The 23,219-nt window shown below is 57.7% G+C and carries 24 protein-coding genes; 17 read left to right on the plus strand and 7 right to left on the minus strand.

Annotation, left to right across the window (positions count from 1 at the left end; translation table 11 throughout):
• The first annotated feature begins 88 nt into the window (after window positions 1-88).
• From LWH94_RS07410 to LWH94_RS07420, 3 genes are read left to right on the plus strand one after another with little or no spacing between them, the layout of a single operon-like run.
• Window positions 89-1,066 carry a Bug family tripartite tricarboxylate transporter substrate binding protein gene (locus LWH94_RS07410; RefSeq protein WP_232901729.1) on the plus strand — a complete coding sequence of 326 codons (978 nt, stop codon included), beginning with the start codon at window positions 89-91 and terminating at the stop codon, window positions 1,064-1,066.
• Window positions 1,063-1,509 carry a tripartite tricarboxylate transporter TctB family protein gene (locus LWH94_RS07415; protein ID WP_022989594.1) on the plus strand — a complete coding sequence of 149 codons (447 nt, stop codon included), beginning with the start codon at window positions 1,063-1,065 and terminating at the stop codon, window positions 1,507-1,509. Before LWH94_RS07410 ends, LWH94_RS07415 begins: the two co-directional genes overlap by 4 nt.
• Window positions 1,509-3,035, plus strand: coding sequence for a tripartite tricarboxylate transporter permease (locus LWH94_RS07420; RefSeq protein WP_232901730.1), 1,527 nt, complete (start codon window positions 1,509-1,511; stop codon window positions 3,033-3,035). The genes LWH94_RS07415 and LWH94_RS07420 overlap by 1 nt, the downstream gene beginning before the upstream one ends.
• 69 nt (window positions 3,036-3,104) lie before the next feature.
• Here LWH94_RS07420 and LWH94_RS07425 read toward each other — a convergent pair whose 3' ends face one another.
• Entirely contained in the window at window positions 3,105-3,884 is a 780-nt protein-coding gene (locus tag LWH94_RS07425) for a GntR family transcriptional regulator (RefSeq protein WP_232901731.1), read from the minus strand.
• Between the two features lie 216 nt (window positions 3,885-4,100).
• On the opposite strand from LWH94_RS07425, the gene LWH94_RS07430 reads away from it, so the two are divergent.
• From LWH94_RS07430 to LWH94_RS07445, 4 genes are read left to right on the plus strand one after another with little or no spacing between them, the layout of a single operon-like run.
• Window positions 4,101-5,792 (plus strand): L-lactate permease, encoded by a 1,692-nt coding sequence (locus LWH94_RS07430; protein ID WP_232901732.1) that lies wholly within the window; start codon window positions 4,101-4,103, stop codon window positions 5,790-5,792.
• Window positions 5,793-5,848: 56 nt separating this feature from the next.
• A complete protein-coding gene (locus LWH94_RS07435; protein ID WP_232901733.1) occupies window positions 5,849-6,676 on the plus strand; it encodes a (Fe-S)-binding protein in 828 nt (275 codons plus the stop codon).
• Window positions 6,673-8,118: a LutB/LldF family L-lactate oxidation iron-sulfur protein gene (locus LWH94_RS07440; protein ID WP_232901734.1), complete on the plus strand. Its 1,446-nt coding sequence runs from the start codon at window positions 6,673-6,675 to the stop codon at window positions 8,116-8,118. The genes LWH94_RS07435 and LWH94_RS07440 overlap by 4 nt, the downstream gene beginning before the upstream one ends.
• Entirely contained in the window at window positions 8,115-8,786 is a 672-nt protein-coding gene (locus LWH94_RS07445) for a LutC/YkgG family protein (RefSeq protein WP_232901735.1), read from the plus strand. The genes LWH94_RS07440 and LWH94_RS07445 overlap by 4 nt, the downstream gene beginning before the upstream one ends.
• Before the next feature lie 8 nt (window positions 8,787-8,794).
• Here LWH94_RS07445 and nfsA read toward each other — a convergent pair whose 3' ends face one another.
• Together nfsA and LWH94_RS07455 are read right to left on the minus strand one after the other, a co-directional pair.
• Window positions 8,795-9,532, minus strand: coding sequence for an oxygen-insensitive NADPH nitroreductase (gene nfsA / locus LWH94_RS07450; protein ID WP_232901736.1), 738 nt, complete (start codon window positions 9,530-9,532; stop codon window positions 8,795-8,797).
• 155 nt (window positions 9,533-9,687) lie between these two features.
• Window positions 9,688-10,737 carry a cytochrome-c peroxidase gene (locus LWH94_RS07455; protein WP_232901737.1) on the minus strand — a complete coding sequence of 350 codons (1,050 nt, stop codon included), beginning with the start codon at window positions 10,735-10,737 and terminating at the stop codon, window positions 9,688-9,690.
• A gap of 243 nt (window positions 10,738-10,980) precedes the next feature.
• Here LWH94_RS07455 and LWH94_RS07460 point away from each other — a divergent pair, with 243 nt between their 5' ends.
• Window positions 10,981-11,526, plus strand: a complete 546-nt coding sequence (locus LWH94_RS07460; protein ID WP_232901738.1) for a rhodanese-like domain-containing protein — start codon at window positions 10,981-10,983, stop codon at window positions 11,524-11,526.
• Window positions 11,527-11,573: 47 nt separating this feature from the next.
• Here the strand turns inward: LWH94_RS07460 and LWH94_RS07465 are convergent, their stop codons facing one another.
• Window positions 11,574-12,038, minus strand: coding sequence for a hypothetical protein (locus tag LWH94_RS07465; protein ID WP_232901739.1), 465 nt, complete (start codon window positions 12,036-12,038; stop codon window positions 11,574-11,576).
• 195 nt (window positions 12,039-12,233) lie between these two features.
• Here LWH94_RS07465 and LWH94_RS07470 point away from each other — a divergent pair, with 195 nt between their 5' ends.
• From LWH94_RS07470 to LWH94_RS07480, 3 genes are all read left to right on the plus strand, one after another.
• On the plus strand, window positions 12,234-13,838 hold the full coding sequence (locus LWH94_RS07470) for a tetrathionate reductase family octaheme c-type cytochrome (RefSeq protein ID WP_232901740.1): 1,605 nt from the start codon (window positions 12,234-12,236) through the stop codon (window positions 13,836-13,838).
• Entirely contained in the window at window positions 13,835-14,437 is a 603-nt protein-coding gene (locus LWH94_RS07475) for a cytochrome b/b6 domain-containing protein (RefSeq protein ID WP_232901741.1), read from the plus strand. Before LWH94_RS07470 ends, LWH94_RS07475 begins: the two co-directional genes overlap by 4 nt.
• Window positions 14,438-14,576: 139 nt before the next feature.
• Entirely contained in the window at window positions 14,577-15,203 is a 627-nt protein-coding gene (locus tag LWH94_RS07480; RefSeq protein WP_232901742.1) for a peroxiredoxin, read from the plus strand.
• A gap of 92 nt (window positions 15,204-15,295) precedes the next feature.
• Here LWH94_RS07480 and LWH94_RS07485 read toward each other — a convergent pair whose 3' ends face one another.
• Window positions 15,296-16,399 carry a PilT/PilU family type 4a pilus ATPase gene (locus LWH94_RS07485; protein WP_022989579.1) on the minus strand — a complete coding sequence of 368 codons (1,104 nt, stop codon included), beginning with the start codon at window positions 16,397-16,399 and terminating at the stop codon, window positions 15,296-15,298.
• A 309-nt stretch (window positions 16,400-16,708) separates the two neighbouring features.
• Between LWH94_RS07485 and LWH94_RS07490 the strand changes: the two genes are divergently transcribed.
• The 6 genes from LWH94_RS07490 (at window position 16,709) to LWH94_RS07515 (ending at window position 21,123) form a co-directional block, all read left to right on the plus strand.
• Window positions 16,709-17,854 carry an amine dehydrogenase large subunit gene (locus LWH94_RS07490; protein ID WP_232901743.1) on the plus strand — a complete coding sequence of 382 codons (1,146 nt, stop codon included), beginning with the start codon at window positions 16,709-16,711 and terminating at the stop codon, window positions 17,852-17,854.
• 2 nt (window positions 17,855-17,856) lie between these two features.
• Window positions 17,857-18,393 carry a MauE/DoxX family redox-associated membrane protein gene (locus tag LWH94_RS07495; protein WP_232901744.1) on the plus strand — a complete coding sequence of 179 codons (537 nt, stop codon included), beginning with the start codon at window positions 17,857-17,859 and terminating at the stop codon, window positions 18,391-18,393.
• Window positions 18,394-18,411: 18 nt separating this feature from the next.
• On the plus strand, window positions 18,412-19,002 hold the full coding sequence (gene mauD / locus LWH94_RS07500) for a methylamine dehydrogenase accessory protein MauD (protein ID WP_232901745.1): 591 nt from the start codon (window positions 18,412-18,414) through the stop codon (window positions 19,000-19,002).
• Between the two features lie 18 nt (window positions 19,003-19,020).
• The gene (locus LWH94_RS07505) at window positions 19,021-19,557 is read left to right on the plus strand and encodes a methylamine dehydrogenase light chain (RefSeq protein WP_232901746.1); all 537 of its coding nucleotides are present in this window, start codon (window positions 19,021-19,023) and stop codon (window positions 19,555-19,557) included.
• Window positions 19,558-19,618: 61 nt separating this feature from the next.
• Window positions 19,619-20,074, plus strand: coding sequence for a c-type cytochrome (locus LWH94_RS07510; RefSeq protein WP_232901747.1), 456 nt, complete (start codon window positions 19,619-19,621; stop codon window positions 20,072-20,074).
• Window positions 20,075-20,178: 104 nt separating this feature from the next.
• A complete protein-coding gene (locus LWH94_RS07515) occupies window positions 20,179-21,123 on the plus strand; it encodes a ketopantoate reductase family protein (protein ID WP_232901748.1) in 945 nt (314 codons plus the stop codon).
• A gap of 201 nt (window positions 21,124-21,324) precedes the next feature.
• On the opposite strand, the gene LWH94_RS07520 is transcribed toward LWH94_RS07515, so the two are convergent.
• Both LWH94_RS07520 and LWH94_RS07525 read right to left on the minus strand, forming a co-directional pair.
• Window positions 21,325-22,635 carry a TRAP transporter large permease gene (locus tag LWH94_RS07520; protein WP_232901749.1) on the minus strand — a complete coding sequence of 437 codons (1,311 nt, stop codon included), beginning with the start codon at window positions 22,633-22,635 and terminating at the stop codon, window positions 21,325-21,327.
• Window positions 22,635-23,186: a TRAP transporter small permease subunit gene (locus LWH94_RS07525; protein WP_023008944.1), complete on the minus strand. Its 552-nt coding sequence runs from the start codon at window positions 23,184-23,186 to the stop codon at window positions 22,635-22,637. Before LWH94_RS07525 ends, LWH94_RS07520 begins: the two co-directional genes overlap by 1 nt.
• Window positions 23,187-23,219: the final 33 nt, after the last annotated feature.

The raw sequence follows: 23,219 nt of genomic DNA on the forward strand, positions 1-23,219 counted from the left end.
AGCTGCTCCCGGTTGCCACCTGTTCCGATACCTGTCTGCACAAGTGCCTCGGGAGCCTGCACAAAAACAAACTCACGAGGCAACAACCATGTTGATCAAACGAACTCTGTCTTTTGTAGCCGCTGCGGCTGTCTCTTTCTCGGCCATGGCCTGGCAACCCTCCGGCAAAGTCGAATGCCTGGCGCCTGCCGACCCGGGCGGTGGCTGGGATTTCACCTGTCGCAGTGTAGGTAATGTGATGCAGGAACTCGACCTGGTCAGTGGCAGTGTGCAGACCGTGAACATGGCCGGTGCCGGCGGAGGTGTTGCCTATGCCCACACGGTCAGCAAGCGGGCGGAAGACAGCAAGCTGCTGGTGGCCGCATCCACCGCAACAACAACCCGCCTGGCACAGAAACAGTTCCCGGGTATGACCGCTGACATGGTGACCTGGATCGGCGCCCTGGGTGCCGATTACGGCATCATTGCTGTGGGTAAGGATTCCCGCTACCAGAACCTGAACGAGCTGCTGGCGGCGGTTAAGGAGAATCCGAAGTCGGTGAAGTTTGCCGGCGGCAGTGCCCGGGGTGGCTGGGATCACCTGAAGGTTTTGATTGCCGCCAAGGCCGCTGGTGCGCAGAAGCTGCCTTCTGTGCCCTATCTGTCATACAACAATGGCGGTGAAGCCATGAGCCAGGTTGTGGGCGGGCAGGTTGATGCCTTCACCGGTGATCTGTCCGAAGCCACCGGGTTTATGAAGTCCGGCGACTTGCGGGTGCTGGCAGTCCTGGCCGAAGAACGTCTGCCCGGCGAGTTTGCTGATCTCCCGACCGCAAAAGAGCAGGGCATTGATGCAGTGGGTCCGAACTGGCGTGGTTTTTATATGCCCAAAGGCGCCGAGGAAGGTGCCAGGGAATACTGGGTAGAGGCGCTGAACACCCTGTATGCCAGTGATCAGTGGAAGAAGGTGATGAAGAGCAACGGCCTGATTCCTTTCCACCCGCCGGCGGGTGAGTTTGAAGCCTTTGTCCAGGGCCAGGTAAAGGATATCGAAACCCTCTCACGTGAAATCGGGTTGCTGAAATGACGGGCCTTGGTGATCGTATTCTCGGCCTGGGCCTGCTGGTACTTGCCGTTGCCTATGGCTGGGTTGCCCAGCAGTGGCCCGAGCCTTTCGGTGGCGCGGAAACGGTAGGCCCCGAAACTTTTCCGACCATTCTCTCGGTGGTGCTGGTCGTTGGCAGCCTGTACCTGATGGTAAAGCCGGACCCGGATGCCCAATGGCCGGTTGGCAAGTCGGCACTGGAACTGGTGGTGTCGCTGGTGGTGTTGGTGGCCTACGCATTGTTACTGGAACCCCTGGGCTTTGTCATCGCGACTACCATGGCGGTGGGCACACTGAGCTGGCGGATGGGGGCAAATCCGAAGCCGGCGTTTATGACCGGTCTGTTGAGCGCCATCGTGGTGTTTGTTCTGTTTAACTACGGCCTGTCTCTGAGCTTGCCGGCCGGCTTGCTGGAGGTGCAGTGATGGAAACGATTGGTTATCTGATGGAGGGGTTTGCGGTTGCGCTGACCCTCAATAACCTGATGTATGCGCTGTTCGGCGCTTTTGTCGGCACCCTGATTGGTTGCTTGCCCGGACTGGGACCGGCAAACGGTGTTGCAATCCTGATTCCCCTGGCGTTTACCCTGGGGCTGCCGCCGGAAACCGCGATGATCCTGCTCACCTCGGTGTACGCCGGGGCGATGTATGGCGGGCGGATTTCCTCCATCCTGCTGAACATTCCGGGTGATGAGCCTGCCATGATGACTTGCCTGGACGGCTATCCCATGGCCCGGAACGGGCGTGCTGCAGACGCATTGGCTATCTCGGCGGTGGCGTCTTTTGCCGGTGGCCTGATCGGTACCATTGGTTTGATCATGCTGGCACCGGTGCTGGCCCGTTTTGCGCTGAGTTTCGGCCCGGCTGAATACTTCGCCCTGTTCCTGCTGGCGTTTGCCACCCTGGGCGGCATTACCGGCAAGAACCCGATGAAAACGGTGATCGCTGCTGCGCTCGGTATCATGATCTCTACCGTCGGTATCGATATCTCGACCGGCACCCAGCGTTACACCTTCGGTGTGCTGGAGCTGTATGAAGGTATTGATTTTATCCTGGCGATTGTCGGCTTGTTTGCGATTTCGGAGTTGTTGTTCTTCGTAGAGCATCGCATGGGCAGTGGGCGCGACAAGATGTCTGTGGGTAAGCTGAGCCTGAGCTTCAAGGAAATCGTCAGTACCATTCCTACCCAGATCCGGGGTGGTGTACTGGGCTTTATCTCCGGTGTTCTGCCTGGTGCCGGTGCGTCTCTGGGGAGCTTTATCAGCTATACCCTGGAAAAGCAGGTGATCGGCAAGAAGGGCAAGTTTGGCGAGGGCGATATCCGGGGTGTGGTTGCTCCGGAGGCGGGTAACAACGGGGCGTCTTCCGGCGCGCTGGTGCCCATGCTGACCCTGGGTGTGCCGGGCAGTGGCACCACTGCGGTGCTGCTGGCCATGCTGATCTCCCTCAACATTACCCCGGGGCCGTTGATGTTCACCCAGAATGCCGACATTGTCTGGGGCGTGATTGCGGCACTGCTGATTGGCAACCTGCTGTTGCTGGTGCTGAACATTCCGCTGGTGGGCTTCTTTGTGAAGCTGCTGTCGGTACCGCCCATGTACCTGTTGCCGATCGTGACCATGGTGGCTTTTGTCGGTATCTACTCGATCAGCCACAGTGCGTTTGACCTGTACTTCATGGTGGCCTTCGGTGTGGCCGGTTACTTCCTGCGCAAGCTGGAAATACCGCTGGTGCCGATCATCCTGGGCCTGTTGCTGGGGCCAGAGATGGAGAAGAACCTGGCCCACGCCATGGTGTTGTCAGACGGTGAGTGGAGCATTCTGTGGGGCAGCCCGCTGGCGATGGGGCTCTGGGTATTTGCCGGCCTTGGCCTGGCGTTGCCGTACCTGGTGGGCCCGATTCTGCGCCGCCGTATGCGTGCGGCGATCAAGGAAACGCCCGTCAGCGACTGAGTGGTTCCGCTTTCCTCCGATGTTGTCAGTCTTTGCACCGGGCTTGCCCCGGTGCTTTTTTCTTTCTGCTCACCCGGATTGTCGGGTGCTGCTCCGGCGCACGGCCCTCTCCCGCCGGCGTTCACTTTCTGAATGCGCCGAAATCGCTTGCTGCACAAAGCCGATGTGTTCCCCCGCAATGGCCCTGGCGTCTTCCGCCCGACCTTCCATAATCGCGGAGAACAGCGCCTGGTGTTGCTCAATCAGGCCCTGACGGGTGGCCGCGTCTTTTGAGTACATGCCACCGATATTGGTCACGATGTCTTTTTTCAGGAGATTAAACAGGTTGCGCATGGTGTGCAGCAGCACTACGTTGTGGCTGGCTTCGGCGATAGCCATATGGAAGCCGGCATCTGCGGCACCTTCCCGCTCGATATTTTCCTCGCTGGGTGACCGGTAGCAATTGTCCAGTTCCTGCCATGCCCGGGTGAGCAGTTCCTGGTCTACCTCGGTGGCACGTTGGGCCGCGTAATAGGCGCAGTCTGCTTCGAGTGTGCGGCGAAACTCCAGTAAATCCCGATGGGCTTCAGGGCGATTCTCCAGTAGCAGGACCAGCGGGTCACTGAAGCTGGAGCCCAGACTTTCTGTTACGAAATTCCCGCCTCCCTGCCGACTGGTCAGCAGACCTTTGGCGGCCAGCCTTTGCACGGCTTCACGCAGGGAAGGTCGGGATACCCCGAACTGTTCTGCCAACACCCGCTCCGGCGGCAGCCGCTGGCCGGGCTTTAGAGTGCCTTCCAGAATCATGGTTTCCAGTTGTTCCACGATGGTGTCGGCCAGTCGCCTGGGTGCAATGTGGTTAATCGGCATGTTGGTTCCCGCATTTAAAATTGGTCTGACCAAAAATATTTAATGCTTGTTTGTACCTGTTTTTCGGGGGTTTTTACAAGCCCTTAAGACTAAAGTCTTAAAGGGTCATTTTGACAGATAGAGGGTTGCTCAAATAATGTGTCCTACCTCTTTTTGTAAATTGGTAATACCAATTGATCAAAAGTATCAACTAACAAGAAAACGCTGGAGAACATCATGGCATCCGGATTACTCGCCCTGTTGGCATTTGCCCCCATCCTGCTGGCCGGGGTTCTGTTACTTGGATTGCGCTGGCCCGCCCGCAACGCGATGCCCGTTGTTTTCCTGGCTACGGCCGTCCTCGGCTATACAGCCTGGGACATGACCTTCAACCGGATTGTCGCCTCTACCCTGCAAGGGCTTGTTATCACCATCGGCGTGTTGTGGATTATTTTCGGCGCCATCCTGCTGCTGAACACCCTGAAGCACTCTGGTGCCATTGCTACCATCCGTTCAGGTTTCACCAATATCACACCAGACCGCCGCATTCAGGCCATCATTATCGTCTGGTTGTTTGGTAGCTTTATTGAGGGAGCCTCCGGGTTTGGTACGCCGGCAGCTATTGTGGCGCCGTTGCTGGTAGCTGTCGGCTTTCCGGCCATGGCTGCGGTTATGCTCGGTATGATGGTACAGAGCACGCCGGTTTCGTTTGGCGCGGTGGGCACGCCTATCATTGTGGGGGTTACCACCGGCCTTGACCAGGCGACCATTTCCGGCCAGCTGTCGGCCAATGGTTCCGGTTGGGACGCCTACCTGCAGCTGATAACTTCTGAAGTTGTGATGACTCACGGTGTTGTGGGTGTGGTCATGCCCGTGTTGATGGCCGTTATGATGACTCGCTTCTTCGGTCGAAACAAAAGCTGGATGGAAGGTCTGGAAGTGTTGCCGTTTGCACTTTTTGCCGGCTTTGCCTTTGTGGTGCCCTACATTCTGACCGGTATGCTGATGGGCCCGGAGTTTCCATCGCTGCTGGGCGGACTGATTGGTCTGGCCGTTGTGACGATTGCTGCGAAAAAGGGGTTCCTGATTCCGAAAGAGCCCTGGGACTTTGCCGAACGCAAGGAGTGGCCCACAGAGTGGATGGGCACCCTCGAAATGAAGCTGGAAGATATCGCCGCTCATCCCATGAGCGGGTTCCGGGCCTGGCTGCCTTACGTGCTTATGGGCATGGTGCTGGTGATCAGCCGCACGGTGGTTCCGGTTAAAGAGTTCTTTGTGGGCATCGGCGTGTCTTTCTCGAATATTCTGGGCGAGGCCGGCATCAGTGCGGGAATTCAGCCCTTGTACCTGCCCGGAGGCATTCTGGTGATGGTGGTGATTGCTACCTTCTTCATTCACCGGATGAGTAGCCGTGCGCTGGGTGAGGCGGTCAAAGAATCCGGCAGTGTGTTGCTCAGCGCGGGTTTTGTACTGCTGTTCACCATTCCGATGGTGCGGATCATGATCAACTCCGGCGTCAACCTGGCCGACCTGCCAAGCATGCCGTTGGCCATGGCCAGCTGGGTAGCCGATGCCGTAGGCGGAATCTACCCGCTGCTGGCACCGACAGTTGGTGCGCTGGGCGCATTCCTTGCGGGCTCCAATACGGTGTCTAATATGATGTTCAGCCAGTTTCAGTTTGGTGTGGCCCAGAGCCTTGGACTGTCGACCGCGCTGATGGTCGCAGTGCAGGCGGTGGGAGCAGCCGCCGGCAACATGATTGCTATTCACAACGTTGTTGCGGCCTCTGCCACAGTGGGCTTGCTGGGCCGTGAAGGGCAGACGCTTCGGAAAACCATTCGCCCGACCATCTACTATCTTGTAATGACCGGTGTGGTTGCCTTGGTGGCAGCCTATGCTTTGGGCGTTACCGACCCTTTGATGAACTGATCTGAAACAACGGGCAGGGCTGCCTCGCAGCCTGAAGAACCCGGAGGCAATAACTGATGACTGAGCTGTTCTACGACGCCGCCCCCAATGCCACCCGCGTGGCTCCTGAGCGACCCGCGCCACGAACGTATCCGGCCAAGCCGGCCGAGGTCACGCTGTTCGGCACCTGCGTGGTGGACCTTTTCTTTCCCGAGGCCGGCCTGGATGCCATCCGCCTGCTGGAGCGGGAAGGCATTCGCGTGCACTTTCCGCAGGAACAATCCTGCTGCGGCCAGCCGGCCTGGACTTCCGGCTACGTGAATGAGGCCCGGGAGGTGGCGCGTGCACAGCTCAACCTGCTAGACAACGGTATGCCGGTGGTGGTGCCCTCCGGCTCCTGTGCCGGTATGTTCCGGCAGCATTACCGGGAAGTGTTTGCGGAAGAACCCGATACCCTCAAGCGTGTGGATAACCTGGCTGAACGCACCTTCGAGCTTACTGAATTTCTGCTGCACGTATGCAAGGTCGACTGGCAGGATCTTGGCGAGCCGACACAGATTGCCCTGCACACCTCCTGTTCCGCCCGCCGGGAAATGAACACCCACCTGCACGCCCGGGAGTTGCTGGGTAAGCTGGCGAACGTCGAGCGGCTGGACCACGATCATGAAAGCGAATGTTGCGGCTTTGGCGGCACCTTCTCCGTGCGCATGCCGGAAGTGTCCGGGGCCATGGTACTGGACAAAACCCGTTCGTTGCGGGAATCCGGGGCGGCGGAAATGGTGACCGCCGATGGCGGCTGCCTGCTCAACATCAACGGCTCCCTGGAGAAACAGCAACAAGCTTTCCGGGGCCGGCATCTGGCCAGCTTTCTATGGGAGCGGGTGAGCGGAGAGGTGAAACCATGAGCCAGCGTATACCGGTAAAAGAGCTCACCGATAGCTTCCGTGGCCGCGCGGTGGGCGCCCTGGCCGACGACCAGCTGCGCACCAACTTCCGCGTCGCCATGGACTCGCTGATGAAAAAACGGGCCGATGCTTTTCCGGACGAGGAAGAGCGTGAAGGACTGCGGGAACTCGGCAACCACATCAAGGCTCGGGCGCTGTCCCGGTTGCCGGATTTGCTTGAACAACTGGAAACCAGGCTGACCGCCAACGGTGTCAAGGTCCACTGGGCGGAGACTACCGAAGAGGCCAACCGGATTGTCCACTCCATCATTGAGGCGAAGCAGGGCTCTCAGGTGGTGAAGGGCAAATCCATGGTCAGCGAAGAAATGGAGATGAACGACTACCTGGCCGAACGCAACATCGAGTGCCTGGAGTCGGACATGGGCGAGTACATCGTCCAGCTGGATGGCGAAAAGCCCTCCCACATCATCATGCCGGCGATTCACAAGAACCGTTTTCAGGTCTCCAAGCTGTTCCATGACAAGCTGGGCGTAGATGAGACCGAGGATGTGAACGAGCTGATCCAGATTGGCCGTCGCACCCTGCGCCAGAAATTCCTTGAAGCGGATGTCGGGGTCTCCGGCGTCAACTTCGCCATTGCCGAAACCGGCACCTTGCTGCTGGTGGAGAACGAAGGCAATGGCCGCATGAGCACCACGGCGCCGCCAGTGCACATTGCCGTCACCGGCATCGAAAAAGTGGTGGAGAACCTGCGGGACGTGGTGCCCCTGTTGTCCTTGCTGACCCGTTCCGCATTGGGCCAGCCCATCACCACCTACGTGAACATGATTTCCGGCCCGCGCAAGGCGGATGAGCTGGATGGTCCGGAGGAAGTTCACCTGGTGCTGCTGGACAACGGCCGCAGCGGTGCTTTCGCTGATGCCCAGCTGCGCCAGACCCTGAACTGCATTCGCTGTGGCGCCTGTATGAACCACTGCCCGGTGTATGCCCGGGTGGGTGGCCACACCTACGGTGAAGTGTATCCGGGGCCGATCGGCAAGATTATTACGCCGCACATGGTGGGCCTGCACAAGGTGCCGGATCATCCCAGCGCGTCTTCATTGTGTGGCGCCTGTGGTGAGGTGTGTCCGGTGAAGATTCCGATCCCGGAAATGCTGCAGCGCTTGCGCCAGGAAAACGTGAAAAGCCCCGGCGAACAGCCGAAAGTGAAAGACGGCGGCGCCAAGTATTCCCGCAAGGAGCGGGCGATCTGGCGCTTCTGGGCCAGGCTGAATACTTCGCCAGTGTTCTACCGGCTGTTCCTGTGGGGAGCGACCCGCTTTGGCAAACTGGCACCGAAAAACGTCGGCCCCTGGACCGAGAACCACTCGGCGCCGGTGCCGGCTCGCCGGTCTTTGCATGACCTGGCCAAAGCCCATTTGAACCAGGGGGATCAGCGATGAGCGCCCGCCGTAACATTCTGAACAAGCTCCGCGCTGGCCTGGCCGGCACTACGCCCCGGCCGGATGATTTCGATGAGGGCCTGGTGACCCGCCCCTGGCAGTATGCGCCGGAGGACCGGATTACCCGCCTGCGTTCTCTGATGGAAGCGGTGCACACCGAAATCCACCAGCTGACGACTGAGCAATGGCCCGCCAAGGTTCAGGAATTGCTGGAAAGTCGCGGTCTTAAGAATGTGCTCTATGCCCCGGGTACCGAGCACGGCAAGCAGCTGGCGGAGCACTGGCAGCGTGCGGAGCCCAGACCGGAACTGTTGGTCTATGACCGCCCCATTGAGGAATGGAAAGAGGAACTGTTCTGGCAGGTGGACGCCAGCGTGACGGGTACGGTGGGCGGGATTGCTGCCACCGGTTCACTGGTGCTGTGGCCGGATCGTCACGAGCCGCGGCTGATGAGTCTTCTGCCGCCGTTGCATATCGCGTTGCTCAAGGCGAGTGAGGTGGAAGACAACCTGTATGGGATGATGCAGAAGCACAACTGGTCCGCGGGTCTGCCCACGAACCTGTTGCTGGTCTCTGGTCCGTCCAAGACGGCGGACATCGAGCAGGTGCTCGCCTATGGGGCTCATGGCCCCAAGGAGCTGGTGGTCCTCATCCTTGAGGACGCCTGAGGGCGGGGTTATTTAACCCCAAAGCCCCGCTTGTTCAGGAAATCCTTCATGTGCGGCCGGAGCTTGCTGGTAAACAGCGGCTTCAGCTGCTCGGACCAGTTGGTGTCCTTATTGCCGCCGGTGCGTTCCTGGTAGTACTGGTGCATGGTGTCGTCAAAGCTGGCCACCAGGGCTTCATCGTCAGAATCGTCGTAGGCGTCTTGTTTCAGGATGGCGGCCAGGGGCAGCCGAGGTTTCACTTCCGGATCCTGGTCCGGGTAGCCCAGGCACAGGCCAAATACCGGGTACACATGTTCCGGCAGGTTGAGCAGTTCGCTCACTTCCTGCGGGTTGTTGCGAATACCACCGATGTAGCAGATGCCCAGCCCTTCGGATTCCGCTGCCACCACCACATTCTGGGCGATCAGTGCGGCGTCAACGCTGGCCACCAGCAGCTGCTCGGTCATGCCCCGGACCACCTCGGCACCGGCTTTCTCGGCGGATTCCGTAGCGCGTTTCATATCGGCACAGAACACCAGGAAGTCCGAACAGGTTTCGATATAGACCTGGCCGCCGGCCAGTTCAGCCAGCTTCTTCCGCTTTTCCGGATTGACCACGTGAATAAGGGTGTAGGCCTGCACGTGGTTGGAGGTGGCGGCACACTGGCCGGCGCGGATCAGCTCTTCAAACAGCTCCCGGGGAATCTGTTGATCCTTGAACTTGCGGATGGAACGGTGGGATTTCAGGAGTTCAATGGTCGGATTCATAGCCCCTCGTCTGAGTCAGGAAAAAAGAGACGATAGCTTGCTTAACAGAGCGGGCGCAACCGGACGAAGGTGGATAGTTGCCGCAGCGGGCTGGACACAGGCACAAAAAAGGCGCGCCGGGTGGCGCGCCTTGGCAGGGGGAACGAATCCGGCAATTACGGAATCATGTCCACCGGCTTGGGAGTGTCAGCAGTGCTCGGCGGCAGCACCGGATAGGTGACCTCCGGAATGTTGCCGGTCAGGGTTTTGAGGAACGCCACGATGGATTTCACTTCGCTATCGTTCAGCTCGGTACCCAGTTGGGCAGTACCCATAACCGCAACGGCTTCTTCCAGGCTCCAGACGGCGCCAGAGTGGAAATACGGCGCGGTCAGTTCGATGTTACGCAGTGGTGATGCCCGGAACACATACTCGTCAGAGGCGGTTTCGGTTACGGAGAAACGGCCCTTGTCGCCGGCGGGCAGGATTTCAGCACCGGGCTTGGCTACCAGGCCGAACGGATAGTAGTTCTGGCCGCCGACGTTCATGCCACTGTGGCAGGCGGTACAGCCGCGATCCATAAACAGGGCCAGGCCTTCTTTTTCCTTCTCGTTCAGGGCAGCAGAGTCTCCACGCAGGTATTTGTCGAAAGGCGCTTCCGGTGTGATCAGCGTTGCTTCATAGGCTTCGATGGCGACCGCCATGTTATCGAAGGTGACCGGGTTGTCCTGGCCCGGGAAGGCATCTTCGAAGCGTTCGATATACTCGGGCATGCTCTTGAGGGTGGAAACCACGCGATCCGGGGTGCTGCTCATCTCAACACCGGCCTGTACCGGCCCTTTCGCCTGTTCGGCCAGGTCTGCGGCGCGGCCATCCCAGAACTGTGCTGCGTTGAACACCGCGTTGAACACGGTCGGAGAGTTACGGGGGCCTTTCTGCCAGCCGTGGCCGATAGAGGTGGGCAATTCGTCATCGCCGCCCAGACCTACGTTGTGGCAGGTGTTACAGCTGATCAGATGGCTGGAAGACAGGCGCGGTTCAAAGAACAGCATCTTGCCCAGCTCAACCTTGGCCTGGGTCAGTTCATTGCCGTCGATAACCGGGGGATACTTCGGGATTGGCTCGAACATGCTGTTGGCACGATCCATCAGGTCGTCGGCCATTGCGGAGCCGGCCATCATACCAAGGCTTATGGCCAGGGCTTTTACCAGGGGGCGTTTGATCATCGTTCTCTCCTTATGAGACAAGTTGGTCTCTCTCTACTAAAGCTAACAAACCACCCGGTAACTGCACGAACTATTGGTAACAGTCGGCAGTGAAATTGACGGTCGTCAATTTATATTTTTTGTCATGACAACCCAGCTTCGGGTGCGACATTTCGCCGCGAGTTTGGCGTGCCTGTTGGCTGTCCAAGTCATGGTTATATCGTTAATCTCGTGGTGAAACTTGGAAAGCCTCAGGAGAGTGTGATGAAGAAGTTCATGTTAACGGCGTTACTGGCTTTCGGTATGGCGGCCGGAGCCCAGGCAGAGGAGGCGTTGTCACTGACGCCGGAAGACACCTATAAAATGGTTCAGGAACAGGGCGATGACATGCTGTTCATCGACGTTCGGGATCCGGTGGAGATCATGTTCATCGGCTTTACCGATGCGGTGGACCAGAACATTCCGTTCCAACTGGTAGACCGCACCCGCTTCAACGACGAGAAGCAGGTGTTTGCCATGGACCTGAACGAGAACTTTGTGGCTGAGGTAGATGCCGCGCTGGAAACCAAGGGCCTGGATCGTGACTCGCTGATCGTGACCATGTGCCGCTCTGGCTCTGCCCGTGGCAAGCCCAGTGCCGACTACCTGCTGGAAAAGGGTTTTACCAATGTGAAGTACGTGGACAACGGCTTCCAGGGTAGCACTGCGAAAGAAGGTGAGAAGAAGGGGATGCGCGTGGTGAACGGCTGGCAGAATTCCGGCCTGCCCTGGGCATCCAAGGCTAATCCTGAAAAGATCTACCGTCCGTGATTGTTCGGGTGCCCGCGATGGCGGGCACCCTGATCTGTCTTATTCCATCAGAAACTGAAGGTGCGGATTTTGCGATCCAGCATCTGGCCGGCCATTTGCGGCGGCATGGCGACGCCAACGCCGTCGATCAGGTCGTCCTTGTTGTATTCGCTGTTGGGCAGGTACAGGGCACATACGTTGGCGGTACCGCCGGCTTTCAGCAGGCCGCGCAGCATCTGCCCCGGTGTGACATTTTTAGGGGCCAGGGCCTCGGCTTCGTAGGATTTCAGGGCCAGATCGCCGGCTTCGTCGCACAGCAGTACGTTCACCCTGGCACCCTGCTCGGCCATGGTGTTGGCCAGTACCATGGCCATGCCCTGGGTCTGGTTGGAGTCGCTGGACAGGATTACCAGTACTTCGTCTACGTTGTTGCCCTTGTTGGCGCGGTTGTCTTTTTGCTTCTCGGCCATGGCGTGGGCGGGGGCCAGGGCTACGAGCATTGCGAGGGTAAAAACCTTGAGTACATTCGACATGGGTGTGCTCCTTTTAAGTTTGTCTTCCTGATCAATATAGACGCGTCGAATTCTGCGGTTCAGTGACATTGTCACTGTTCGTTGATGACAGGTGGCATAGATTGATCTTGCTCAAGTCTCAATCAGGTAGGCCTGCAAGCGTCAGATAGCGGGCTAAACTTACAGGCAGGTCTTCGGGATGGGCGGGTGATTGCTATGAACAAGGATGCACAAAGGATGGTTTGGCGCACATGGCATGGTTGGGCCGCCGTGCTGTGCCTGTTTCTGGCGCTACCGGCTATGGCTTTGGAGAAATCGCCCACCACGGCCGACCACAGCAAATTCAAAGCGTTACAGGGGCCTTTCGAAAAGGCCGAAGATGTAACTGCTGCCTGCCTGAAATGTCATACCGAGGCCGGGGAGCAGATTCGCGGCACTACCCACTGGACCTGGCTCTATGAGCACGAAGAAACCGGGCAGACCCTTGGCAAAAGCAAGGTGATCAACAGCTTTTGCGGCATGACGGTAACCAACGAGCCCCGCTGCACGTCCTGCCATGTGGGTTATGGATGGAAGGATATGAACCAGCCGCCACCGCAGGCAGAGAATGCCGTGGACTGCCTGGTTTGTCATGACACCACCGGCGACTACTGGAAGTTCCCTACGCTGGCAGGTTACCCGACTTCAATTCCCCGGGAATGGCCGAAGGGCAGTGGCAAGATGGTAATGCCGCCAGACCTTGAGCACATCGCCCAGAACGTGGGTGCCAGTGGCCGGGCCAATTGCGGTAGCTGTCATTTCCACGGTGGCGGTGCAGATGGCGTGAAGCATGGGGACCTCGACTCCTCACTGATCAACCCGACGAAAGAACTGGACGTGCATATGTCTCCGGACGGCCTGAACTTTGGCTGTTCGGATTGCCACACCACCATGGGCCATGCGGTATCCGGTAGCCGATACCAGGCCAATGCCCGGGATACCCTGGGTATTGATGTGCCGGGCCATACCGATTTCTCGCGGGCCAGCTGTGAGTCGTGCCATGGCCTTGCGCCCCACGATAAGCCCAAGCTGAATGATCACGTAGACAAACTTGCCTGCCAGAGCTGCCACATCCCGGCCTTTGCCCGGGGTGGCGTGGCGACCAAAACCTGGTGGGACTGGTCGACGGCGGGCCGGCTGGATGAAGATGGAAAGCCTGTAAAGGAGCTGGATGAAAACGGCCATCCCAGTTATCTGAGTGAGAAAGGCGATTTCCGCCACGGCGAGAATGTGGTGCCGGAATACGCATGGTTTGATGGCACCGTGCAGTACACCCTGGCTGGCGACCCGCTGGACATTGATAATCCGCCGGTAGCCATCAACAAGGTGGAAGGCAGCCCGGATGACGGCGAATCCCGCATCTGGCCGTTCAAGGTGATGCGGGGCAAACAGCCGTTTGATACAGAGCGGCAAACCCTGCTGGCTACGCACGTATTCGGGGCAGACGATAGCTCTCTCTGGAGCAATTTCAACTGGGAGAAAGCCCTGCAGGCCGGCAGCGACATGTCTGGCATGCCATACAGCGGCCAGTTCGACTTTATTGAAACCACCATGCACTGGCCGATCACCCATATGGTGGCGCCGGCTAACGATGCGGTGAAATGCGGTAGCTGCCACAAGGCCGAAAGCCGGCTGGCGGGGCTGGGTGGCATCTACATGCCGGGCCATCACAGCAACGTGTGGCTTGACCGGATAGGGTGGTTGCTGGTGGCGGCCACGCTGTTTGCGGTACTGGTGCATGCCATGGCGCGGATCGTGTTCAGCGGGAGGAAAGGGCAATGAGCCGGGTATTGATGTTCAAACGCTTTGAGCGCTTCTGGCACTGGAGCCAGGCGCTGCTGATCTTCGTGCTGCTGTTTACCGGGTTCGCCATTCACGGTACCTATGACGTGATGCGGTTCAGCACCGCGGTGCAGGTACATACCCTGGCGGCCTGGGCGTTGATTGTGCTTTGGGTGTTTGCCATTTTCTGGCATTTCACCACCGGTGAATGGCGCCAGTACATCCCGACCCGTGATGGTTTGTTCGCGGTCATGCACTATTACCTGATTGGCACCTTCACCGGTGCCTCCCATCCTTACAAGAAAACCTCCAAGGCCAAGCACAACCCGCTGCAGCGGCTGGCGTACCTGTTTTTCAAGGTGGTGATCTCGCCGATTATCTGGGTGTCCGGGCTGTTATACCTGTTCTACAACGACTGGCCGGCAACCCTGGCCGGCGCCCTGGAGCTGGAAACCGTGGCCCTGGTGCACACTGGCGCGGCGTTCGCCATGCTGGTGTTCATCATTGCCCATGTGTACATGACGACGATGGGCAAAACCCTGACCAGCCACATCAAGCCTATGATCACCGGCTATGAGGATCTGGACGAGCACCATTAAAGCGTGTGTCCAGTTTTCATTTTGTTAAAACTAATAGAACTATAGATATATTCTTTTTGATATAAGAGGTGTGGCCGGGTACTCTGGCCTTGTAGTCAAACAAAGCCAACTATCTGGCAAACCCGACAGGAGAAAGATTATGTCCATCCGTCTTGGCGAAACCGCTCCGGACTTCAACGTAGACACCACCAAAGGCCCGATCAGCTTCCATGAGTGGGCTGGTGACTCCTGGGTATTCTTCTTCAGCCACCCGGCTGACTTTACTCCGGTATGTACCACTGAAATGGGCCGTACTGCCCAGCTGGCCCAGGAGTTCGCCGCCCGTAACGTGAAGCCGCTCGGCCTGTCTACCGACTCTGTAGACGAGCATATGAAGTGGATTGACGACGTAAACGACACCCAGAGCTGTGACCTGCAGTTCCCGATCGTTGCCGACGAAGACCACAAAATTGCCCAGCTGTACGACATGATTCACCCGGGGGAGAGCGAAACCGCCGCCGTACGCAGCGTGTTCATCATTGATCCGGCCAAGAAAGTCCGTCTGACCCTGACGTACCCGATGGCGGTTGGTCGTAACTTTGACGAAATCCTGCGTGTTATCGACGCGCTGCAGACAGCCGATGCCAGCAAGGTTGCCCTGCCGGCGGACTGGCGCAAGGGTGGCGATGTGATTATCCCGCCGTCCATCTCCAATGAAGAGGCGAAGGACATCTTCCCGCAGGGCTGGAACGAACTGCGTCCTTACCTGCGCATGACCAAGATCTGATTTGACGCTGCACTGAACTGATCAGGTTTACAGCCTGCCCCCGGCCTGGTTGCTCACGACACCGAGCAGCCTGGTTCGGGGGCTTCTTTGTGTCAGTCTCTGTCGAAGGTCAGGCTGTCGGAGTTGCCGGCGAGGCTGCCTTTTTCCAGCCGGATTTTCACTTCCAGGTTGTGGCGTGAATCGGCGTTGGCCAGCGCGGTGTCTTCGGTGATCTTGCCCTGGTGGTAAAGGTCCATGATGGCCTGGTCGAAGGTCTTCATACCCTGCTGCTGGCTCTTCTCCATGACTTCGGTAATGCCTTCAACTTCGCCTTTATTGATGATGTCCTTGATGTAGGGGCTTGCGAGCATCACTTCGACCGCTGCGCAGCGCTTGCCATCTTTGCCTTTCAACAACCGTTGGGCCACCACGGCTTTCAGGTGCAGGCTCAGGTCCATAAACAGCTCTTTGTGGGCATGCTCCGGGAAGAAGTTCACGATCCGCCGCATGGTCTGGTCTACGTTACTGGCGTGCAGGGTGGATATGCACAGGTGCCCGGTTTCTGCATAGGTGAGGGCTTGCTTCATGGTTTCCCGGTCGCGGATTTCACCGATCATGATCACATCCGGTGCCTCGCGCATGGCCCGTCGCAGGGCTTCGCTATAGGAGTGAGTGTCTACGCCCACCTCCCGCTGGTTCACAACACTCTGCTTGTGGGTGTGGGTGTATTCGATGGGGTCTTCAATGGTGAGAATGTGGCCGGTGGTGTGATTATTTCGATAATCCAGCATCGAGGCCAGGGTGGTGGACTTACCAGAGCCGGTGGAACCCACCACCAGAATCAGCCCCCGGGGTTCCATAATCAGCTTCTCGAGAATCTTTGGCAGGCCAAGGGTATCGATGGACGGAATCTCGGTTTTCAGGTGGCGAATCACCATGCTCACTTCGCCCCGCTGCCAGAGCACGTTCACCCGGAATCGCCCGATATTGGCCAGCCCCACTGCCATATCCAGCTCCAGCGACTTCTCGAACTCCGCCCGCTGTTTGTCTTTCATGATCGAATACGCCAACTCCTTCACCGCCCCGGCTGGCAGGTGTTTTTGGGTGATGGGAGCGGTATGGCCTTCGACTTTCATCATCACTGGGGCACCGGTGGACAGGTAGAGGTCGGAGGCGCCTTTGTCGGCCATGAGTTTGAGGTAGGCGGTGAGGTCCATCGGCGTTCCTTTAGGCGTTGAAAAACGATGATATGTGCCAGTGTAGTAGGTCTTAGTCTTGAAGGGTTATCTAACGATACTAAGGGCTTATACCTCGCACTTTTTAAGAGCATTCGGCCCTGTTTTAGTGCGATTTGACTCTTTGATATACAGCTATTTCTCAGTATCAGATCGAAATTCCGACTATATGATTGTTCTTTGATCAGCTATTGCATCTGATTTCAAGAAAAAGCCAATCTGGCACACCTTGTGCTTATCTCCGAATCAGGAGCGTACCAACGCCCTGTCCCTACATTCGGAGGTTTTCATATGCTCAGTACAAGGTTTGCCCTCGCTGCGCTGGCAGGTGTTCTGATTTCAGGAGCTGTTCAGGCGGCGGATACATTTGTGCCGGAAGTGCTTACGGTTGAGGAGCGGATTCAGCCGGGGCCGAATCTGTTTGTTCTGGATCAGACCTGGCAGGGGGCGAGCCAGGCGGTAGTTCTGTCCGCGGACGACCTCAGCGTTAAAGGAAACCTGAGTTTCGGCATTGTCGGCCAGATGGCCACCAACAGCGATTTCTCCCGCCTTTACAGTTTGTCCCATTACGCCAAGCGCATCATGTATGGCCCGACCGAGTCCGTACTTCAGGAATTTGATGTGTCTACCCTGAGCCTGCTTCGGGAAGTGGTGGTGCCTGAAAAAGCAGCCCAGGTCATGCCGTCCAACGCCATCCTGAAGATCTCCCACGATGACCGCTACGCCTTCATCCAGAACGCCACACCGGCTACCTCCGTGACGGTGGTAGACCTTGAGACTGGCAGTGTTCTGCAGGAAGTGCCAACACCGGGTTGCTTCGGCGTGTTCCCGGCTGCGGATTCGGTGAAGTTCACCACGGTCTGTGGGGATGGCCGTTTCCAGAGCTTTTCCCTCGCTGCGGATGGCCGGTTCGGCTCGCCGGACAGCAGTGACAAGATCTTTGATCCGGACAAGGACCCGGTATTTATTGTCGGCAAGCGGGCCGGTGATGAGCTGCTGTTTGTCTCCTTCTTCGGCACTGTTTACCGGGTTTCGGACAGCGACAAAGCGCCTCGCCTGATCAGCAAGAAATCCTTCACGGAAGGCACTGAAGGCCAGTGGGCCCCCGGTGGTGTGGATGTGGTGGCCTACAACGAGGCCCATAAGGTGCTGTTCGTAACCATGCATTCCGAAGCCTACAACGGCAGCCACAAAAATGGCGCCGAGGAAGTGTGGGCGGTGGACCTGGCCAGCGCCAAGGTGTTGGGCCGCTCCGAGGTCAAGCACCTGGTGTCGCTCTCGGTAACCGACGGCGAGCAGCCGGTGCTGTTTGGCCTGGATGAAGAGGGCGTGCTCTACCGCTATCAGGTGAAGGCGGATGCCGGATTCGCCCTGGAGGAAACCAACACGGTTGAAGATGTTGGTGGCGGGGCCATTTTCTCCATCGCAGGGTCCTGATCATGGGCCCCGATCTCATGCAGATGTCCGTGCTGACCGCCATGGTTCTGCTGGCCCTGCTGTTTACCCACGCAGCCTGGCACAAGGCTTCGGATTACGGTCGGTTTCTCGGGTATGTCATCAACTACCAGTTGCTTCCGGAATGGCTGGCGGGGCCTTTGGCCAGAGCGTTGATAGCGGCCGAGGCGGCGTGTGTGCTGTTGCTGGTTTATCCGGACACCTCCGGGCTGGGGGCGTTGGGGATGGTGGGGCTGTTGTTGGCTTACGGCGCAGCCATGGCCGTCAGCCTGTTCCGGGGCCATGCCGAGATCGATTGCGGCTGTGGTGGCGCGGCGCACCCGGTTTCGTGGCTGCTGGTGCTGCGCAATCTGGTGCTGGCGGGCCTGGCAGCCCTGGTTGCGCAGCAAGGTGTGCAGGCACCCGGGTTAGCCGGGTTGATGGTGGCGATACCCGCCGGCACCGGGCTGTGGCTGATCTACAACCTGTTCGGAAAGCTGGCCGAGAACCAGCGGCTGCTGCTGGCTAACAGCAAATACTGACATTCAGAGGGAAATACTGTGGCAATTCTATCTTTTACCGTTGTTTTGCTGGCCTTGATGGTGGCTGGGCTCATTCTGGGCTTCTTCGTGCTCGCCCGACAGGTCGGCATCTTGCATGAGCGGGTGGCACCTGTGGGCGCCATGATCAACGACAGCGGCCCCAAAGTGGGCGAGCTGTCCCCGGTGTTCAGCCTGGACAGCCTGACCGGCGGCAAGGTGAACCTTGGCCAGCCGTCCGGCAAGCATAGCCTGGTGTTCTTTCTGTCGCCGACCTGCCCGATCTGCAAAAAGCTGCTGCCGGCGCTCAAGTCGATCCAGAAATCCGAAGCCGGCTGGCTCTCTGTGGTGCTGGCCAGTGACGGCGACCAACCCCGCCACGAGCAGCTGATTGCCACGCAGAAGCTGGAAGGTTTCCCGTACGTGTTGTCGGAACATCTTGGGGTGACTTACCGGGTGGCCCGCTTGCCATTTGCCGTGCTGCTTGACGAACAGGGTGTGGTGCGGGCCAAGGGCCTGGTGAATTCAAGAGAGCAGTTGGAAAGTTTGTTCAATGCGCTGGAAACCGGCTATGCCTCTGTGCAGGAGCTGGCCAGTAAAACCGCTAGTTAATAAGTCCGGGAGGACACTATGCCCAGAATGATAGATCGTTTGTTTAACCTGATTGATAAGACATCCGAGCAATCCACCAGGAAAGCGGCGCAGAGCTATGGTCGCCGATCCTTCCTGGCCAAGGCCGGAACCGTCATGGCCGGCGCCATGCTGGCCCCGGTTCTGCCGTTTGACCGGTCTCTGGGTGGCGCCGCGTTTGCCGGCACACTGGAAGACGAGAACGATTGTAGCTACTGGAAGCACTGCGCACTGGACGGCAACCTCTGTTCCACCTCTGGCGGCTCTCTGACCTCCTGCCCGCCGGGCACCGAGGCGTCCAAGGTGGCGTGGGTGGGCACCTGCCGTAACCCGGCCGACGATAAGGACTATCTGGTGTCTTACAACGACTGCTGCGGCCGGGCCACGGTGCCCAGTTCTACCTTCTGCCTCACCAGCGAAGGCGAACGCCCGGGTTACCGGATGGGACTGCACAACGACATCAACTGGTGCATGGCCAATACCAACAAAGGGTATCACTGCACCGTTTCCGTGGTTCTGGGCGTGGCTAATGGCTGAACCCTGGAATTAATGGCTGAACCCTGGAATGAGTACCCACTGAACTTAGGGAGTTAGGAAGATGATACGGAAACGGACAGGAAACCTGCTGCTGACAACCCTGCTGGCTGCGCAACTGCTGGTGCCGGCAACGGCTGCCGAGCGATCGGCGCAATCCAACTACATGCTGCGCTGTACCGGTTGCCACGGCATGGATGGCATGGGCGTGGAAGCCGCAGGCATTCCTCCGTTTCCGGGTTTTGTGCAGGTGTTTTTCAACGATGAGCAGAGCCGGCTTTACCTGATGCATGTGCCCGGCGTTGTCGGCGCTGGTCTGAACGATGCCGAGATTGCCGAGGTGATGAATTATGTGGTGGAGCGCTGGGGGCAGCCCGGTGTGGCAGTCGAGCACTTCACTAAAGAAGAGGTTGATCAGCTCAGGCAACGGGAGGTCCGGGACGTGGTGGCGCTGAGGCGGGAGATTACGGAACGGTTGGCCGGGGAGGGGGTGGTTTTGCCGGAGTATACCTGGCCTTGAGAGCTGGGTTTCATTTTCGATAGTTGATACGACCTTTCGGGTGTTCTACTTTTCGAGCACTTCCTTTATCGTGCCGGAAGGCTTATCTGCACCCAGAGGTTTCAGTGGCGACTCTCAGAATACTTATTGTTGGTGCCGGCGGCATCGGCGGCTATTACGCCGCAAGGTTGGCTGAAGCCGGCCATCAGGTTGTACTGACAGCCCGTGGAGATCACCTCGCGGCCCTACAAGCGAACGGCCTGACCGTTGATTATGAAGGGCAGGTTTTCCACCATTCCTTCCCGGCTTGCCACCACCAAGACCTTGTCCGTAACTATCAGGCGGATGATTTTGACCTGATCGTGATAGCCCTTAAATCTACAGCCACCAGTACAGTGATGACGGAGCTCTGTGATTGGCTGAGGGCTGGTTCGGTTCCGGTGCTGTCACTCCAGAACGGCGTAGATAACGAACCCCTCATTTCAGAAGTGGTCGGAGAGGGCCTTGTCTTGGGTGGCCTTGCGGTGCGTATTGGCGGCCATATTACCGAGCCGGGCAAAGTCTTCGCCGAAGGTGTTGCCCAGATCGTGATGGGCGCCTGGCCTCAGCAACAGCCTGATGACCCAAGGGTGGCTTTGCTGAAGAGGCTGGAGGCTGCCTTTAATGAGGCGGGTATTCCAACCACCGTAACCGATAACATCCGTTATGAGCTTTGGCGCAAACTGGTGATTAATAACGGTGTTAATCCGCTGTCTGCGCTCACTCTTCTGGATACCCGAAGCCTGACCCATCATCCGGAATTCGGCAAGATGGTCTACGGGATGATGGCTGAGACTGTAGAGGCCTCCAGAGCCGATGGTGTGAACCTCACCCAGCAGGATCTGGATGACATGTTCGAGCTGATCAGCAGCTTCAATGCCATAAAAACCTCCATGCTGGTGGATAAAGAAAAAGGCCGGCCGCTGGAGCTGGACAGCATTGCCGGTGCGGTATTGCGGCGGTGTGAGAAACTCGGCGTGGAAGCACCTTACACTTTCACCGTGAATGCAGTTTTGAAACACCAGAACTAGTCCTGGTGGTGCATATAGTGCACACCCAATCAATTTCCCGGACACCGGCCCGCTGCTGGCAGGCGCTGCGTGGCGGGGAGTCTGCTGAGCAGTGTCGGGAATTTTGTCCGAATGCAGATACCTTTGATCGGCTTTAAAGCATAGCCCGGTACTTGTTTGACCAACAAAAAGGCCTGAGAAACCTCAGGCCTTTTTGCTATCTCAGAAGAGTAATTCCGGCAACCAGGTTGCGATCTCCGGGAAGATCATGATCAGGATGATCCCAATGATTTCTACCAGTACAAACGGAATGATCGACTTGTAGATATCGTTCATTGTGACCGACGGAGGCACTACACCTTTCAGGTAGAACAGGTTGAAACCAAACGGTGGTGTCTTGTAACCGATCTCCATGTTGATCACGAACAGAATGCCGAACCAGATTGGGTCAAAGCCTAAGGCCGTAATAATCGGGATAAACACCGGCAGAGTAATCATCATGATGCCGACGGGGTCCAGAACCATACCCAGGAAGAAGATGATGATCATCATGGCAATGACGGTTCCCCAGGCTCCGCCTGGAATCATGGCCATAATACTTTCTATCAGAGCCTGGGCGCCCATGCTCTGATAGGCGGAGCTGAATGCGTGGGCCGAAAACAGGATCCACATCGTCAGGCCGGTCAGCTTGAGTGTACGGATCGCGGCTTCATTCAGTACCGACCATTTGAACTCGCCATAGACAGCTGCGGAAATCAGAGCACCGAGGACGCCCATGGCTGCGGCTTCTGTGGGTGTGGTGAGTCCGCCCATGATGGAACCCAGCACCATCCCGACAACACTGATCGGCAGGAGAACCGAACGCAGGGCGCGCAGTTTTTCAGGCCATGATGCCCGGTCTTCTTTAGGAAGCGCCGGTGCCAGGTCTGGCTGCAGGGCGCAGCGGACAACAATATAGAGGGTGGTGAGTACCATCAGCATAATGCCGGGCATAACACCTGCAGCAAACATCTTGCCTACGGATACACCCGTAATCAGGGCATACAGAATCATCAGGATACTTGGCGGAATCAGAACGCCCCAGCCGCCACCGGTATTGATAACCCCGAGTGCCATCTGCTTGTCGTAACCCCGGGAGAGCATGGAGGGGAGTGCGATCGCACCCATAGCGACCACTGCCGCACCGCTGATGCCCACCATGGCTGCAAATACCGCACAAATACCCAGAGTACCGATGGCCAGGCCGCCCCGGAGGCCGCCGAACCAGAGATACATCATGCGGTACAAGTCTCGCGCAACACCTGTGCGTTCGAGAATCATCGCCATGAATACAAACAGTGGTATGGCCACCAATGTAAAGCTTTCCATGGTGCCCCAGATCTGGGAAACCACCATGTAGAAGGAGTCAAAGCCCCAGGTGAAATAAAGAAAAACAACAGACACACCACCCAGCACGAATGCCAGTGGCAGGCCAAGCAGCAGGAAAAACAGCAGCGAACCAAAGAAAAGAAGCGTCATGACTTCAATGCTCATTATGCTTCTCCTTCTTCAGAATGGCTTTTCCGCTCGGCGGGGTCGTAGTAGCTCAGGTTAAATGCGATGGCGATATCCTCCAGCAACCTCACAATGCCTTGCAGCAGCATCAAAACAGAGGCAACAAAGATGGCTCCCTTGGCTGGCCAGATAGGCGGGTTCCAGGCAGAAAAGGAGGTTTCCCGGCTTTCGAATGACTCAGATGCCATGTCAAAGCTGAACCAGACCAGCGCCAGCATGAAAATGAAAAACAGAATGGAGGTGAAAATGTCGACAAAGCCTTGGGCCCTCAGCTTAAGCGTCGAGTGCAGCAGATCGACATTCACGTGCCCGCGGTGGGCCATGATGTATCCGCCAGACATTACTGCGTATACACCGAACAGCAGCTGTGTCAGTTCATTTGTCCACACCGAAGGTGAATTGAAAAAATAGCGCAGAGCTACTTCAAGTATCAGAAAGACAAACATGGGAAAGACGATCAGGGCTATACATCGGCCAACGTACTCGTTGAGCCTGGTGACGCCTTTCATGAATGCGCTGACTACGCTCATGGCACTCTCCGGGGGACTTTGATGTGAACTGAG

Source organism: Marinobacter sp. G11 (genome assembly GCF_021282325.1).
GTDB lineage: Bacteria > Pseudomonadota > Gammaproteobacteria > Pseudomonadales > Oleiphilaceae > Marinobacter > Marinobacter vinifirmus.